Origin of the sequence: Brevibacterium sp. RIT 803 (assembly GCF_016892625.1) — a bacterium.
GTDB lineage: Bacteria > Actinomycetota > Actinomycetes > Actinomycetales > Brevibacteriaceae > Brevibacterium.
The window spans coordinates 1,375,899-1,391,172 of the sequence record NZ_JAFEMW010000001.1; the positions used below are offsets into that span (position 1 = coordinate 1,375,899).

The window sequence follows — 15,274 nt, forward strand, 5'->3', positions numbered from 1 at the left end:
TCAGCCCACCTCTCTGTATGCGGGGCTATTGTCGGTCGAGTTCCCCATCGGGGTGGCACGTGCTCGGGCACGTTTACTCGTCCATTCGCCGGCTGGTCTGGCTGGCGGCAGGCCGAGGTTCTCGCGCAGATTCTGACCGGGGTACTCGGTGCGGTAGACCCCGAGTTCCTGCAGTTCGGGTACGACCTTGGCCACGACGTCGTCGAGTCCGCCCGGGGTCAGGTGCGGGACGAGGATGTAGCCGTCGGCGGACCTGGTCTGGACTGCATCGGAGAGATCCTGGGCAACCTGTCTGGGAGTGCCGACGAAGGAATGCCGGGTCGAGACCTTGATGACGAGTTCGCGGGCGGTGAGGTTCTCGGCCTCTGCCAGCTCCCTCCATTGCGCGATCGTGGCTTCGGTGTCCTTGATGTGCTTGACACGCCCTTGAGAAATGGACTCACCGGCAGGCGGAACGTCGGGCAAGGGGCCGTTGGGGTCGAATGCGGAGAGGTCTCGGTCCCAGACGCGCTCGAGGAAGGCGATCGCTCCGGCCTCGCTGACCTGCTGTGATGCGACTTCCTTTGAACGTTCGGCCGCTTCTTCCTGGGTGTCGCCGAGGATGACGGAGATGCCGGGGAAGATCTTGAGGTCGTCCTCTCCCCTGCCGTAGTCAGCCAGGCGGGTCTTCACATCCGCGTAGAACTTCCGTCCCGATTCCGGATCGGAATGGCGGGTGAAGATGACATCGGCGGAACCGGCGGCGAAGTCGCGCCCTGAGTCGGAATCCCCCGCTTGGAAGATGACCGGGTGGCCGCTGGGCAGTGAGGGCAGGGAGAAGCGGCCCGAGATGTCGAAGAAGTCGCTGACATGGGAGAAAAGGTCCCCGGTCGTTCCGTCGGCATGGCCAGATCCTCGCCCAGCGGTGTCCCAGAGTTCGCGGGCGACGTCGATGAAGTCCTCGGCACGCAGGTAGCGGTCGGCGTAGTCGAGGTACCCGCCGCGGCGGAAGTTGGCTCCGGTGAAGGCGTTCGAAGTCGTCACCACGTTCCAGGCCGCACGACCGGAGGACAGCACATCGATCGAGGAGAGCTTCCGGGCGATGTCGAAGGGCTCATTGAACGTCGAGCTCAGAGTCCCGGCCAGACCGATGTGGTTCGTCACGGCTGCGAGTGCCGAGAGGACGGCGGTCGTGTTGGGTCGTCCGACGACGTCGAGGTCGAAGATCTGCCCTTGGTGTTCACGCAGTCGCAGCCCCTCGGCGAGGAAGAAGAAGTCGAAGAGTCCGGCCTCGGCAGTCCGGGCCAGGTGGGCGAAGGAGTCGAATTCGATGTGGCTGCCCGAGGCAGGGTCTGACCACACTGTGGTGTTGTTGACCCCCGGGAAGTGGGCGGCCAGATGCACTTGGCGCAATGGCTGTTCAGGCATGATCTGCTCCAGTCGAGGTGGCGAGACGTATGGCGGGTCGTGTGGCAGTACGTGTAACCGCAGTACGTGTAACGGCGGTCGAGTCGAAGCGGGGAACCGCGTCGAGCAGTGTCCGGGTGTAGGGATGACTGCTCTCGCGCAGAACCGTGGCGGTGTCGCCCGACTCGACGACGAGGCCGTCCTTCATCACGAGCACCTGATCGGCGATCTGCTCGATGACGGCCAGGTCGTGGGAGATGAAGAGGTAGGCGAGGCCGAGCCGTTGCTGCAGGTCAACGAGCAGCTGCAGGATCTGTGCCTGCACCTGCACGTCAAGGGCAGAGACCGGCTCGTCGAGGATGAGCACCTCGGGTTCGACAGCGATCGCACGGGCGATCGCCAGTCTCTGGCGCTGCCCTCCCGAGAGCTCACGCGGAGTGCGCCCCAGCAGACTCTCGTCCAGCGCCACGGAATCGAGAAGGTCCCGTACCCGGGTCGGGCGGTCCTTTTTGGTCGAGATCATGTGTCCTCGCAGCGGTTCGGTGAGGATCTTCTCGACCGTGTAGTTCGGGTCGAGGGCCGCACTCGAGTCCTGGTGGACGTACCGGATCCGGCGCCCGAGTCCCTTTGCCCCGTAGGTGCTCAGCTCCCTGTCGTGCAGTTCGATGGTGCCTGCGTCTGGTCGTTCGGCTCCGAGCAGGATCCGAGCGGTCGTCGTCTTCCCGGATCCAGATTCGCCGACGATGCCGACGGTTCGTCCGGCAGTGAGTTCGACGCCGAGGCGTTTCACCGCCGGGTGCGGACCGCCGAAGTCACGGACGATGTCGGTGGCCCGAAGAACCACCTCGGCGTCGGTGGCAGTGGCCTCATTCGGGGCCCCGTCCACGGCGGCCTCGGTGCTCGGTCGGAGGCGTCCTCCGCCCAGGTAGGGTGCTGCGGTCAGCAGCGCCCGGGTGTATTCCCTACTCGGTGAGGCGATGATCGACTGCGTTCGGCCCGCTTCGACGATGCGCCCGTTGCGCATGACGATGAGATCCTCGGCGCGCTCCTTCGCAACTCCCAGATCGTGGGTGATGAGGAGGAGCCCGGTCGATGAACCGGCAACGAGTTCCGAGAGCACGTCGAGGACCTGCTTCTGCACCGTCGCGTCCAAGGCCGAGGTCGGTTCGTCGGCGATGATGAGCGCCGGATCCGCGGCGATGGCGTTCGCGATGAGGACCCGCTGGCGTTGGCCGCCTGAGAGTTCGCAGGGGTAGCGGCGACCGTGCTCGGCCGCGTCGAGACCGACCGCGTCGAGCACCTCGGCGACTCTCGAACCGATCCTGGGTCGGGCATAGCCGTTGACCGTGAGTGTTTCGGCCAGGCCGGAGGCGATCGTGCGCACGGGGTTGAGTCCGGCTCCTGCGTCCTGCGGCACATAGGCGATGCCCGTGCCGCGGATGCGCTGCCAGGTGCGCGGCTTCGCCCCGACCAGGTCCTCGCCGAGGTAGGAATGTGTGGACGCGTGGACCACGGTTCCGGTCGGCAGGAGTCCGGTCAGCGCGGCCGCCGTGGTCGATTTCCCCGACCCGGATTCGCCGACGATCGCCACGGTTCCGCCGGGCGCAATGGAGAGGCTGACATCAGAGATCGCCGAGGTGGCCTCCCGCGGGTAGGTCACGCTGAGACCCGAGACTTCAAGGACAGGGGCTGGGATTGACGTGTGCGCAGTCGTGGCGATGGGTGAGGCGGCCTTGTCGACACCGGGCTTGTCGACACTGGGTTCGTCGACACTGGGTTCGTCGACACTGGGTTCGTCGACACTGGGTGTGTCGACACCGGGCTTGTCGAGGAGTTCGGTGCCAGCGCCCGCGGCCGGCCAGGCGAGGAAATCAGTGAGTGTCATCGGAATTCCTTCTCTGAGTTGACGACGTGGGAGATGCGGTTGGCGGCGAGCACGACGGCTGCGACGACGAGTCCGGGGAATGTCGTCATCCACCAGGCTGCGGCGAGGAAGTCACGGCCTTCGGAGACGAGGAGACCCCACTCGGGCTGCGGCGGAGGTGCGCCGAAGCCCAGGAAGCTCAGGGCGGAGACGGCGAGGACCGCTGATCCGAATTCCAGTGCCACGAGTGCCCCGATCGGGCCTCTGACCTGCGGCAGAATGTGGCGTGCGAGAACGCTCAGGGTGCTCAGCCCGTCGGCGCGTGCGGCACGGACGAATTCGGCTGATCGCCACCTGATGACTTCCGCGCGGGTGAGGCGTGCGAACGAGGGAATCGCGGCGACACCGACGGCGAGGGCCACATTGATGGTGCCGAAGCCGAGAGCTGTGATCACGGCCATGGAGAGCAGCAGACCGGGAATGGCCTGGAGGACGTCGACGATGCGCATGAAGATTGCGTCGAGAACACCGGTGAAGAAGCCTGCGATGAGGCCGATGACCACACCGCTGATGACCCCGATGGCCACGGCGGCCAGGCTCGCCGACAGGGTCTGTGCGGAGCCGTGGACGGTGCGTGAGAAGACGTCTCTGCCAAGGTGGTCGGTGCCGAAGATGTGGTCGAGGCTCGGAGGCAGCAGCCTGTTCACCGGATCACCCGTCAGAGGATCGACTCCGGTGAGCAGGGTCGGCCAGAAGGCTGCGAGGACGGCAAGCGCAAGGGCCGCCAGCGCGAGGATCTCGATGATGCCGAGGCGACCGCCGCGGATTCGCAGCAGCCCGCGGGCCCTGTTGCCGCCTTGCCGATCGTTGCCGCCCTTCTGGTCAGGCGTTGATGCACCGATGCCCTCGGTGCGAACGTCCTCGCCGAAGGTCTCGGCCTGTCCGTTCTTCTGGAGTTCCATTGCGAGGCTCATGCGCGGACTCCTTCGTGGTCGGTACGGGTGGCGTCTGCCGGCACGTTCCTCGTTGCGGCCTTGAGCCGGGGGTCGAGTACGGGATAGATGAGGTCGGTGGCGAGGTTGACGAGGACGAAAACTGCGGCGGCGAAGAGCACGATGCCCTGCACGAGCGGAATGTCCTGCCCGGTCACGGCGGTCTGTGCCAGACGCCCCAGGCCCTGTCTGGAGAACACGTTCTCGACGACGACGGACCCGGCCAGCACCTGCCCGAAGAGGACTCCGCTCATGGTCAGGGCCGGCAGCACTGCGACGGGCAGTGCCTGTCGCAGCAGCAGTCGCAGACGTGAGTAGCCCGAGGCCGTGTAGGTCGTGACATAGGGCTGGATCCACGCGTTCTGCAGGGCCCGGAACAGGATCTGCGCGATGATCGCCGACAACGGGATCGCCAGGGTCACGGCCGGCAAGATGACCGCGGTCGGCGTGCCCGTCCCGATGGCAGGGAAGATCGGGAAGCGGAATGAGAATACCTGCAGCAGCATCAGCCCGACCCAGAAGGTGGGCAGTGCCACGCCAAGACCGGGCAGTGCCGCGAGTGCGTCTCGCAGCCAGGGCCTGCGCGTGAGCGTCGCGCCGATGGCGATGGCGGCGCCCGTCACCAGGGCGATGACCAATGCCACCGCGGCGAGACCGATGGTTGAGGGGAGCGAGGAGGCGATCGCCTCGGTGACGGGAGTCCCGGTCTGGATCGAGGTGCCGAAGTCCAGGCGGAGGACGGCGACGAGGGCCAGGAGGTACTGGACGGGCAGAGGTTGGTCCAGGTTGAACTCGGATCTCAGCCGTTCCACCTCGGCGGGGTCGAAGTTCTGCAGCTCTCCCCCGGCCCCGAGCATCGTGATGACGGGGTCCCCGGGGAGCAAGTAGAGGAGGAAGAAGCTGAGCGTGAACGCGATCCAGAGGACGATGATTCCCTGGGTCAGGCGCGAGGCGAGGTAGCGAAGGCTCATCGTGCCTCACCATCCAGCCAAGCGTCGTAGAGCTGGAAGCGCGAGGAGGCTTCGTAATTGAAGTCGTGGACGTCCTTGCCCGTTCCGATGACCCCGGAGAGTTCGACGATCGGGATCGAATAGCCTTCGTCGATGAGGACCTTCACAGCTTCAGTGAAGTCCGCCGTGCGTTCGTCCTCGTCGAGTGTCGAGGTGGTGCGGGCGAGGATCTTGTCCAGTTCGCCAGGCTTCCTGGCGTTGCCATTCTGTTCGCTCGCGCCGAAGTAGTTGCGCAGCACATCGCCGTCGGCTCGGGTGAGGTTGCCGAAAGTGAGCTCTTCTTTGCCTTCGGCCTGCAGCGCGGTCACCTCGGCGGTGGACTTCTTCTCGAGCTTGAGGTCGAAGCCGATCTCACGCAGCTGCTGTTGGACGAGTTCGAGGAACGAGGCATCCTGCCAATAGGTCAGAGTTACACTCAGCGGCTTGCCGTCCTTCTCACGGATGCCGTTCTCCCCCGGCTTCCAGCCAGCGTCGTCGAGAAGTTTCTTTGCTCCTTCGGGATCGTAGGCGAGGAGGTCGGAAACGTCTTCGTATTCGGGGGTCGATTTCGCCAGCACCGAGGTGGCCGGTGCCTGATGCTCGGAGATCACCGATTTCAGCTGCTCCCTGTCGATGCCCTTGACCAGCGCCCGACGAACGGACTTATCGGCGGCGATCGCGCCGGTGAGCTTGGGCACGAGATTATAGACGACGCCCGGATTCGGCCGGGAGACTATTCCCAGGCCCTGTGCTTCGAGGGTCTTCTCATCCTGGGATTGGACGGAGAAGTCAACGTCGACCTGACCGGAGAGCAGCGAACCGTTGCGCACGGAGGCCTCGGGCACGATCGAGAATTCGATTCCGTCGAGGTGGGCTGGCCCTTCATGCTTCGCAATCGAGGACGGCCAGTTGTAGTCATCGAACCGTGAGAGCTTGATTGCCTTGTTGTGGACGAAAGAATCCAATGTGAAGGGTCCTGTGCCGACGATGTCGCCGGTGCAGCGTTCCTCGGCACTCTTTGCGAGTGTGTCCGAGGAGTAGAAGCCCAGTGACATCGTCGAGGTGGCCTGCAGGAACTGGGCATTGGACTTGTCGAATTCGAAGGTGACCGTCGACTCGTCGGGGGTCGTGATCGACTTGAGCCCGTCGAGGTAGGTCTGTCCGAGCGAGGCCTTGGCACCGAGGTCCTGAATCGCTTCGAAGTTCTCCTTCACCGAGGCGGATGTGAAGTCGGTGCCGTCCTGGAAGGTGACCCCATCCCGCAGTTGGAAGGTGAAGGTCTTCGCATTCGCGGATACGTCCCAGCTCTCGGCCAGCCACGGCTTGATCTCCTGAGTCTCGGGATCTTGATCGGTCAGCGAGTCGGTGATCTGCCGCGTCACATTGAGGGTGACGTTCGTGCCCTGCTGTTGCCCATCGAGGCACGTCGGATCAACGTCGTAGGCGATCTTGAGCGTTCCACCCGACTGCGGTTTCGCACCAGCATCCGCCTCGGCCTGAGCGTTTCCGGAGCAGCCGGCAAGCAGAAGAGATCCCGCGGCAAGCAGGGAGAGGAGCACCTGACCGCGGGGTCGGCTGAGTGCAGCGGCGGATCGTAGCGGTGAAGCCGGTTGTTCGGATGCGAGTGAGTGGCTGCTGATGGTGGGCATGGTCGTCCTGGGTGTGAGAAGTGAATGTTTGAGAAGCGAATACGAAAGTGAGGCGGCGAAGGGTGCGACTGGCTCTCGACTACTGCTCCGAGGGTGGCGAACGCATGGCAACGCCAGGGCAGAGGCGGAGGAGCGACTCTCGCGTAGACTCTCTAAGTTACATGGATTGCTCAACACATTGAAGAGAAACTTGGAACATCGATGCGAGAGCACCCCGGCCGGCGCGCACCCTGAGACCCGGATGCAGGCAGCGGACAGGTGCAATGGAAACGGCGAACCGCCCACGGGCCCTGGAGCAGGTCTAGCGGGTCAATCTCCTGCGATGGAGAGGCGCATGCCCATGGGCATCGAACAGTCAAGAGCCTCGAACCGCGTGGCTAGCGCCCAGGCCTGAGTGTTCTTGTATGCGATCATCGCGCCCTCTGCTGAGATAGTTTCGTCATGTCGTGCTGACGAAACTCACAATATCAGGATTAAAATTGCTCAACAATACCTGTGTGAGATTTCCGTCTTGCGACGTCACATTTCGCCCACAGGGAACCATTGACCTTCACGATCGAGCCATGCGATACTTAGCTTCATGGCTAAGTATTCGGAGGAGCTTGATGCGATGTTCACCGCACTTGCCGATCCCACGCGGCGCACCGTGATTCATCGCCTCGGCCACGGACCGGCGAGCATCGGAGAGTTGGCAGAGCCCTTGTCGATCTCGCTCCCGTCGTTCATGAAGCATGTGCGCACCTTGGAGTCGTGTGGGCTGATTCGGACACGGAAGTCAGGACGAGTGCGCACCTGCGCACTCAACCGCGATCGCCTGACGCTGCTCAATGATTGGCTCGCCGAGCAGAGACTCATCTGGGAGGCCAGCACAGATCGTCTCGAGCAGTTCGTCGCCGGCGACAGCGACACCGGCGACAGCGACAGCGACACCACTCACAGTAGGGAAGACTCATGACCGCACATCTCGCTCGCACCCGACACATTGACCCCGATCTCGACCTCACGATCCACCGAGTGATTCGGGCACCCAAGAAGGCCATCTGGTCCGCATGGACGGATCCCGAGAAGCTGGCGAAGTGGTGGATTCCAGAACCGCTCACCCTCCGCGTCGAAGCGCTGGAGCTGCGTCCCGGAGGGGCCTTGACCACCGTGATGAGCGAGGACGGCGAATCGTTTGTGCCGCACGTCGACGCAGTCTTCCTCGTCATCGAGGACAGCAGTCGCCTCGTGTTCACGAACGCCGTCAACAGTTCCTGGCACCCGGCTTTTCCCGACCCTGTCTCCATGACCACCGAGATCATCGTGGGCGACCACGCCGACGGCACCGACTATCAGGCGATCGTCCGCCATGGCAGCCCCGAGCAGCGCGCACGTCATGAGGAGCTCGGGTTCTTCGACGGCTGGGGCACCGTCACCGAGCAGCTGGCGCTATCGGTGGAGTGAGGCGAGCGGGGCGGCGCTTGCGGCAGCACGTGCGGCTGTCGGCCTCAGCCGAGGCTGGCCGTCGCCCTGCCACGATCCGTCACGCTCAGTACGTCACTCTCCGCTGGAATCTGCGCCTTCATGGTGGCGGCCAGCACCAGTGAAGTCAGGAGCGCCGACACGGAGACGAACGTCCAGATCAGCGGAGCGATGCCGATGAGAAGCGCAATCGCGATGCCGCCCATTGCCAGAGTGACTGCGATGAGGGCCCGAGTAACAGGACTCAATAGGCGCTGACCCACTCGAGCCTCGGAAGTCGAGATGCTCGCCCGCACACCCCTCGCCGCTGCGCGCCCGAACGTGGCCAACCTCTCCTCACCGGGGAACGGGATCTTCGACATGGCCATTGCCAAAAGCGCGGCCAGTCCCATCACCGTGATCAGCCATGGCAGCCTGGTCAGCCACCACCAGTTCGATTCGATCTCAGGGAGTACGATCCCGGTTGCCGACAGCCCATCTCCCGCCGGCACCCCGGACAGCAGCTGAGCTGCGTAGCCCAGCGCTCCGATGAGGGTGATGACGATCGGCATGTGCCACAGGTAGACCTGGATGCCGTAGGTGTTGCCCCAGGAGATGACACGCTCCCAGATGCGGGCACGGTACTCGTGTCCGACCGCAGTCCGATCCGAACCACCGGACACGATGTCGTTCAGGCTCGCATGGCTCAACCGCAGGATGCACATCTGCGCAATGCCCAGCAGCACCAAGGCACCGGTGGGCGGGTTGAGGTTGATGAGCATATTCGGGCTGTAGACCCCGAGCCCGACGAGTGCTCCGAGGCTCACCAGGGACAGCACCATCACGGTCCAAGCCGACCAGGCTCGCACGGGACGATGAATGGCGTCGGCGTAGAAGAAGCCGAACTGCTGAATCAGGGGCCATACGAACAGGAAGTTGAGATACCCCAGTCCGTTCACTCCCGTGAGTGCGACCAAGCCGTCCACCGCGACCACAGCACCGGCGAGCGCAGCGATCGTCCGCCTCGGCGCCCTTTCATGAAAGTGCACCGCCAGGGGAACCAGGGAGGTCAGCCCGACGTAGACGGCGAGGAACCACAGGGGCTGCCCGATGCGAGTGCTCGCCTCGGCGAGCAGGTCTGCGGGAACGCCCAGTTCAGAGGCGATCGACAGTCCTGCACCGGCGAGGCCGATGAGGGTGGCGACCGGAATGACGAGGCGGCGCAGACGGGCGCGAATATAGTCGGCCCAGGTGCCTCCGGTGGCTTGGGTGCGTCGCCAGCCGCTGATGGCGGCATACCCGCCGATGAAGAAGAACAGCGGCATGATCTGGAAGAACCACGAGGCAGCTGTGAAGCCAACGGTATGCAGCAGCGCCACCGTGGGCACAACCTCACCGTCTGCTCCGAGCACGGCTGCGCTCATCATCGAATGCAGGATCACCACGACGACGAGGCAGCCGAAGCGGATCAGGTCGATCGCCCGGTCCCGGTGCGGTCGATGAGTGGTGCGCCTGGGCAGGACGGGCGGGTGGTTCGCCCCGGCCTCGGGCGGCCTGCTGAGAGTGAGTGACATGTCTGCTCCTTGTCGGATTGAGCTCCGCTGTTTGCACAGGGCGCTGAGCTCGTCGTTCGATATATCCGAAGCTATGGGCGCGATCACCACCGGCACATCACCTCTGAGTTCCGACCTGAGTCCGCCCAAGCACTACTTTCGGATGAGGCGGGACTCCACCGACTGGATACCCTCACCCATCCCGCCCAGAGAGCCGCAGCCAAGCGAAAAGAGTGCCGCAAACCTTCCTGGTGCAAACACCGCGGCCCAACGTGAGTGCAAGAATGGCAACGAGAGCATCACCCGATCAGGGACTCGACTCGTCCCGAACGTCCTATTGAGGAGCACGCAACGATGACGACGATCGCCTTCGAGACCACCGACCTGCCCATCATCGGAGCCCCGATGGCGGGCGGAACGACGACGCCCGAGCTCGCAGCAGCGGTCGCCCGTGCCGGCGGATTCCCCTTCGTGGCCGGCGGCTATCTCAGCGCCGAAGCATTGGCCCCTCTGGTCGAGCGCATGCGGGAGACGACCGAGAACTTCGGCGTCAATCTCTTCGCCCCGAACACTGTGCCCATTGATCGCGCTGCCTTCGACGCCTTCGTCTCGGCACTCGAGCCTGTCGCGGCTGATCGTGGCGTCGCCATCGATCCCGAGCCCGTCGATGACGACGATCATTACAGCGACAAGGTCGACTACCTCGTCGACAACCCCGTGCCCCTGGTGTCGATGACGTTCAACATCCCCAGCGCCGAGGTGGTCGATCGTCTCCATGCCGTCGGCACTCAAGTGGTGGCTACCGTGACGACCGCCGCCGAGGCGCGCACGGCTGCCGATCGCGGCATCGACGCCCTCATCGTCCAGGGTCCTCGCGCCGGCGGGCACTCGGGCACCGCCGATCCGACACGGTCCATCGAGGATCGGGCCACCGTCGATCTCGTGAAAGATGTCCTCGCCGAGGTGGATCTGCCGTTGGCCGCCGGAGGCGGAGTCGACAGCCAGGAGTCTGTCGACGAGCTGCTGCAGGCTGGGGCGAGCGCCGTGGTCGTGGGCACTCTTCTGCTGCTGAGCGATGAGGCAGGCACTGCGCCGACGCATCGGGCGGCCCTGCAGTCCGCGGACTTCGACGAGACACAGCTGACCAGGGCATTCACCGGCCGACCAGCTCGTGCGCTGGTCAATGACTTCGTGCGGAAGTTCGATCCGATCGCAGTCGATGCCTACCCGGCTCTTCATCACCTGACGAAGTCATTCCGCGCCCAGGCGAAGAAGGATGATGACCCGCAGGGCCTGCACCTGTGGGCCGGCACTGGCTATCGCGGCGCGCAGACAGGCTCAGCGGAGACGATCGTCAAAGAACTCGGCGCCTCCTTCACTCGGAACTAGGCGCCCGCTTCTCCTCGCGGCGGCCCAGCCGTCCGAGGTCCGACGCTGCTGCGCTCAGCTGCCGGCGACGACCAACCCGGATTCGTAGGCGGCGACGACGATCTGGGTGCGATCGCGCAGTCCCAGCTTCGACAGGATCCGGGACACGTGGGTCTTCACCGTCTGCTCGGCCAGGAACAGGTGCGCAGCCACCTCGGCGTTGGCATGGCCCTTGGCCACCAGCGTCATGACGTCGATCTCACGGTCGGTCAGCTGCCCGAGGACGGCAGTGTCCTTGGTGACTTTGGGCCCGCTCACATACTCGGAGATGAGGCGACGGGTCACGGACGGCGCCAAGAGCGACTGACCGTCGGCGACCACGCGCACAGCTGTGATCATGTCTTCGGCTGTGGCGTCCTTGAGTAGGAACCCGCTCGCTCCCGCGCGCAGTGCCGAGAACACGTACTCATCGGCATCGAAGGTGGTGAGCATGATGATCTTCGGGTGGTCCCCCGGCATTGAAAACACCGCACGGGTGGCATCCAAGCCGTTGAGCTTCGGCATCCTGATGTCCATGAGGATGACGTCGGGCGAGGTTCTGCGCACGAGGTCGACGACCTGCGAACCGTCCTCGGCACTGCCGACGACACTCATGTCCGGCTGGGCATCGAGAAGGGCTCCGAAACCCTGGCGAACCATGGCCTGGTCATCAACGATGGCGACCCGCGTCGTCTCGGACGAGGGCGGCGGCACCCCGTCGCGCGCAATCGATCCCGGCGCGGGACTCGGCGTTGGGCGCGGTGTCGGACTCGGACCTGACGCTCCTGCTTCTGGCATGCTCTTACGCTACCCGACCCGCACTGCCAGAGCCCCTCGAATACCCGTGAAATCAGGCGGACGACTCCCTGCCTGCGCCGATTTCATCCTCAAGTAGCACTTCCGCGTCGGCACAATCACTCCTTCGTATGATGCGCCCCATGACACCGGGTCCTTAGCGTGCACACCATGATCATCACCGCGATAATCCTCGCCACGCTCGCAGCCTTCTGCTTGGCACTCGGCACGCATTTCCAGCAGTACGCCGTCGCCACCATGGCGCCCGGGCCCAAACGTCGGGCAACCTGGGCCGCCGGCCTGGGGCTGATGGGCATGGTGACCGTCCTCAACGTCGTCGCCCTGGGACTCGGCCCCGTCGCCATCGTCCAACCCATCGGCGCGATCTCCCTCGTCTTCGCCGCGCTCATCAGCCGCCGGTACTTCGGCCTGCAGCTCGGCGCCCCACTGCTCATCAGCATCGGGGTGACGATGTTCTCGATCTTCGCCTTCGTGACCACCTCGGCGCAGTTCTCCCACGAACTCGTCGCCACCGAGGAAGCGGTGACCTGGCTGCTGGCACTCCTCGTCGCCCTCAGCGTCTTCGGCGCGCTCTTCGCACTCAGCCGGGCCGGGCACATCCCACGAGTCATCATGACCGGCATCATCTTCGGCACCGTCGCCGCCGCGACCCACGTCCTCGCCAGGACCGTCGTGACCGAGGGCCTGCCCGATTTCGAAACATCGGGCTCGCGGTGGTGGATGATGCTGGCAGCCGTGGCCCTCGCCTCGGCGGTGGGATTCTGGTTGGTCCAGACCGCCTACGCCTCTGGCCCTCCAGAGACGGTGCTCGCGGGACTGACCGTCATCGACCCGATCGTGGCTGTGGTCATCGGCGCCGCCTTCTTCGGCGAGTACGCGGGCCTCACCCCCATGGCCATCGGCCTGCTGCTGCTCGCCGCAGGTGGTGGGGTCGCCGGGGTCTGGATGCTCTCGCAGTTCCATCCCCGCGTCCTCGAATCGAAATCGGTCCCCACAGGGCGCATCCCAGCAGACGTTCCCGCACACCCTTCACCAGAGCCGCGAACACCGGCACACAACAGCCAAGGAATCCGATCATGAACCCGACTCTCGAATCCTCGTACACTGATGCGCCTTCGTGGCCGAGCACGTATTCTGAGAACGTGCCCCGTCCCCCAGATACGCCGCCGCAGACCCGGTCATGGTGGTCGCGGATGTGGCACAACCTGGGCCGGGACGCCATCCTCGTCCTCCCCGGATTCTTCATCTCCCTCATCGGGTTCGTCGTTCTCATCACGATGTTCTCGGTTTCAATCTCCACCATCGTCATCTGGATCGGCGCCCTGCTCCTGCCTGTGACTCTCTACGTCGCGACCGGGTTCGCGAACCTCTCACGGGCCCGCGCCCGGCAGTGGGGAGCCCCCATCGCCGAGGTGGTCCGTCGTCCCCGTGGCCACGGATTCAGCGGGTGGTTCGGTGTCATGGCCGAAGGACGGCGCTGGCTCGACCTGCTGTTCGAAGCCGTCTTCGCCCTGCCCATCCGGCTCTTCACCTTCTCCGTGGTGATCCCCTGGTTCTTCGGTGCCCTGGGCGGGATGACCTACTTCATCTGGGGGCGCTTCCTTCCCAACGACAACACCGATCTCATCAGCTTCATCGCAGCATGGTGGAACGACACCTCCGTGGTGGCTCTGGGGTTCGGCGCCGAAGCGACCTTCCAGTTCATCGCGGGACTCGTCCTCCTCGTCACCTTCCCCTTCGTCCTGCATGCCATGGCCCGGTTGGAGATCGCAGCGATCACGGCAGGGCTGGCGCCCGGCCACGATGAGGTGACCTCGGCGGGAAAAGCACGAGCCGGTGACTCCACGAGCCACGCTCCCGACGGGACCGCCTCGGCGACGTCCTCGGGATCGAGGGCCCCGGGGTCGCCGGCAGCCAACTCGTTCCTGACGCGGGCCGCCGGCGAGGGCTGGTTCTGGCTGCTCAGCATCTTCGTCGGCGTGGTGCTCGTGGCCATCGGATGGCCAGTGACCGCAGTGCTGTATGAATCGTCGACCGTCATTGCGATGCTCGTCGCCCTCGGCCAGAGCGGCGCGCTGGTGCTCGCCGTGCGCAGACCGGTCACCGCGATCATCGTCGGGCTGGTCTCGGCTGCGGCCGGAATCACCCTCACCGCAGACTCTTTCGGGTTGGTGTGGCCATGGACGGCGACGTCGATTCTCGCACTGCTCTTCCTCCACCTCATCATCGGGCTGCGTCACAGCTGGCTCCACCTCGTCATCCTGTGGTCACTGTCCACTGCGCTCGGCGCGCTGAGCCTGACCTTGCCCCATGCGGGAGGGCTGTCGGGGGCGCTGGCGAATGTCATCACGACGGTCTCGCTCACTGCAGGGATCTCGATCGTCGCGGTGATCGGCAATCTGTGGATTCGCGGTCGCACTCAGCTGGCCACGGAGCGACAGCTCAGTGCCGAGGAGCTGGCGAAGCGTCAAGAGCTCGAGGAACGCAACAGGATCGCACAGGAGCTCCATGACGTCGTCGCTCACAGCATGTCCGTCATCAGCGTCCAGGCCACCACGGCCCGCTACCGACTGCCCGAACTCGATACCCGAAGCGTTGAGGAGTTCGACTCGATCGCCGGCTCCGCTCGACAGGCGCTCAATGAGATGCGCGGTCTGCTGGCGATCCTGCGCGGTGGCCGTGATGCCGATCTGGCTCCGCAGCCGATGATCGATGACATTCCCGACCTCGTCGAGGCCACGCGCGGTTCGGGCGCCGAGGTGGAGCTCGACTTCCCCGCGGGTCCGCTCCCCCTCCACCCGACCACCGGGCTGACCGCCTTCCGCCTCGTCCAGGAGGCCCTGTCGAATGCTCTGCGCCATGCTCCCGGTGCACCGGTGAGGGTGTCCGTTCACACCGATGACTCACAGCTGTGGGTGGCCGTGGTCAATGGGGCGCCGGACCGACACCGATCAGACCGGCCCGAACCCGATCGGGACAACACCGCTGCGGGCCACCTCAGCGGTGGATTCGGCCTCAAGGGCATGCGCGAGAGAGTCGAGGCCCTCGGCGGAACACTGCACGTGGGCCCGACTGTCGACAGCGGTTTCGAGGTACTCGCGACCTTGCCCGCGGACTGAAGCCTCGGGGCGGATGGGAGTCGGCGAGGGCCGTTGGCCATCCGAGCGGTTGATCTCAT

At 64.9% G+C, this 15,274-nt stretch carries 12 protein-coding genes; 5 read left to right on the top strand and 7 right to left on the bottom strand.

Annotated elements, in window-relative coordinates; translation table 11 throughout:
- The 5 genes from JTF07_RS06215 to JTF07_RS06235 are packed head-to-tail and all read right to left on the bottom strand — an operon-like array spanning window position 1 to window position 6,880.
- On the bottom strand, window positions 1-1,407 hold the full coding sequence (locus JTF07_RS06215) for an NtaA/DmoA family FMN-dependent monooxygenase (RefSeq protein WP_204233364.1): 1,407 nt from the start codon (window positions 1,405-1,407) through the stop codon (window positions 1-3).
- A complete protein-coding gene (locus tag JTF07_RS06220; protein ID WP_204233365.1) occupies window positions 1,400-3,271 on the bottom strand; it encodes a dipeptide ABC transporter ATP-binding protein in 1,872 nt (623 codons plus the stop codon). The genes JTF07_RS06215 and JTF07_RS06220 overlap by 8 nt, the downstream gene beginning before the upstream one ends.
- Window positions 3,268-4,224, bottom strand: coding sequence for an ABC transporter permease (locus JTF07_RS06225; protein WP_204233366.1), 957 nt, complete (start codon window positions 4,222-4,224; stop codon window positions 3,268-3,270). Before JTF07_RS06225 ends, JTF07_RS06220 begins: the two co-directional genes overlap by 4 nt.
- A complete protein-coding gene (locus JTF07_RS06230; protein WP_204233367.1) occupies window positions 4,221-5,213 on the bottom strand; it encodes an ABC transporter permease in 993 nt (330 codons plus the stop codon). The genes JTF07_RS06225 and JTF07_RS06230 overlap by 4 nt, the downstream gene beginning before the upstream one ends.
- Window positions 5,210-6,880: an ABC transporter substrate-binding protein gene (locus JTF07_RS06235; protein ID WP_204233368.1), complete on the bottom strand. Its 1,671-nt coding sequence runs from the start codon at window positions 6,878-6,880 to the stop codon at window positions 5,210-5,212. Before JTF07_RS06235 ends, JTF07_RS06230 begins: the two co-directional genes overlap by 4 nt.
- Window positions 6,881-7,460: 580 nt before the next feature.
- On the opposite strand from JTF07_RS06235, the gene JTF07_RS06240 reads away from it, so the two are divergent.
- On the top strand, window positions 7,461-7,835 hold the full coding sequence (locus JTF07_RS06240; RefSeq protein ID WP_204233369.1) for an ArsR/SmtB family transcription factor: 375 nt from the start codon (window positions 7,461-7,463) through the stop codon (window positions 7,833-7,835).
- A complete protein-coding gene (locus JTF07_RS06245; protein ID WP_204233370.1) occupies window positions 7,832-8,323 on the top strand; it encodes an SRPBCC domain-containing protein in 492 nt (163 codons plus the stop codon). Before JTF07_RS06240 ends, JTF07_RS06245 begins: the two co-directional genes overlap by 4 nt.
- Window positions 8,324-8,367: 44 nt before the next feature.
- On the opposite strand, the gene JTF07_RS06250 is transcribed toward JTF07_RS06245, so the two are convergent.
- Window positions 8,368-9,894, bottom strand: a complete 1,527-nt coding sequence (locus JTF07_RS06250) for an acyltransferase family protein (protein ID WP_204233371.1) — start codon at window positions 9,892-9,894, stop codon at window positions 8,368-8,370.
- 333 nt (window positions 9,895-10,227) lie between these two features.
- On the opposite strand from JTF07_RS06250, the gene JTF07_RS06255 reads away from it, so the two are divergent.
- Window positions 10,228-11,262, top strand: coding sequence for a nitronate monooxygenase (locus JTF07_RS06255; protein ID WP_204233372.1), 1,035 nt, complete (start codon window positions 10,228-10,230; stop codon window positions 11,260-11,262).
- Window positions 11,263-11,316: 54 nt separating this feature from the next.
- Here JTF07_RS06255 and JTF07_RS06260 read toward each other — a convergent pair whose 3' ends face one another.
- On the bottom strand, window positions 11,317-12,078 hold the full coding sequence (locus JTF07_RS06260; protein ID WP_286672912.1) for a response regulator: 762 nt from the start codon (window positions 12,076-12,078) through the stop codon (window positions 11,317-11,319).
- Window positions 12,079-12,246: 168 nt separating this feature from the next.
- On the opposite strand from JTF07_RS06260, the gene JTF07_RS06265 reads away from it, so the two are divergent.
- Together JTF07_RS06265 and JTF07_RS06270 are read left to right on the top strand one after the other, a co-directional pair.
- A complete protein-coding gene (locus JTF07_RS06265; RefSeq protein ID WP_204233373.1) occupies window positions 12,247-13,176 on the top strand; it encodes a hypothetical protein in 930 nt (309 codons plus the stop codon).
- Entirely contained in the window at window positions 13,173-15,215 is a 2,043-nt protein-coding gene (locus JTF07_RS06270; RefSeq protein ID WP_204233374.1) for a sensor histidine kinase, read from the top strand. Before JTF07_RS06265 ends, JTF07_RS06270 begins: the two co-directional genes overlap by 4 nt.
- The last annotated feature ends 59 nt before the right edge of the window (window positions 15,216-15,274 follow it).

Excerpts from the sequence above, each read along its gene's own strand:
- JTF07_RS06235 (WP_204233368.1), bottom strand. The coding sequence starts at position 6,880 with ATGCCCACCATCAGCAGCCACTCACTCGCATCCGAACAACCGGCTTCA.
- JTF07_RS06240 (WP_204233369.1), top strand. The coding sequence starts at position 7,461 with ATGGCTAAGTATTCGGAGGAGCTTGATGCGATGTTCACCGCACTTGCC.
- JTF07_RS06255 (WP_204233372.1), top strand. The coding sequence starts at position 10,228 with ATGACGACGATCGCCTTCGAGACCACCGACCTGCCCATCATCGGAGCC.
- JTF07_RS06215 (WP_204233364.1), bottom strand. The coding sequence starts at position 1,407 with ATGCCTGAACAGCCATTGCGCCAAGTGCATCTGGCCGCCCACTTCCCG.
- JTF07_RS06250 (WP_204233371.1), bottom strand. The coding sequence starts at position 9,894 with ATGTCACTCACTCTCAGCAGGCCGCCCGAGGCCGGGGCGAACCACCCG.
- JTF07_RS06245 (WP_204233370.1), top strand. The coding sequence starts at position 7,832 with ATGACCGCACATCTCGCTCGCACCCGACACATTGACCCCGATCTCGAC.
- JTF07_RS06265 (WP_204233373.1), top strand. The coding sequence starts at position 12,247 with ATGATCATCACCGCGATAATCCTCGCCACGCTCGCAGCCTTCTGCTTG.
- JTF07_RS06260 (WP_286672912.1), bottom strand. The coding sequence starts at position 12,078 with ATGCCAGAAGCAGGAGCGTCAGGTCCGAGTCCGACACCGCGCCCAACG.
- JTF07_RS06220 (WP_204233365.1), bottom strand. The coding sequence starts at position 3,271 with ATGACACTCACTGATTTCCTCGCCTGGCCGGCCGCGGGCGCTGGCACC.
- JTF07_RS06225 (WP_204233366.1), bottom strand. The coding sequence starts at position 4,224 with ATGAGCCTCGCAATGGAACTCCAGAAGAACGGACAGGCCGAGACCTTC.
- JTF07_RS06230 (WP_204233367.1), bottom strand. The coding sequence starts at position 5,213 with ATGAGCCTTCGCTACCTCGCCTCGCGCCTGACCCAGGGAATCATCGTC.
- JTF07_RS06270 (WP_204233374.1), top strand. The coding sequence starts at position 13,173 with ATGAACCCGACTCTCGAATCCTCGTACACTGATGCGCCTTCGTGGCCG.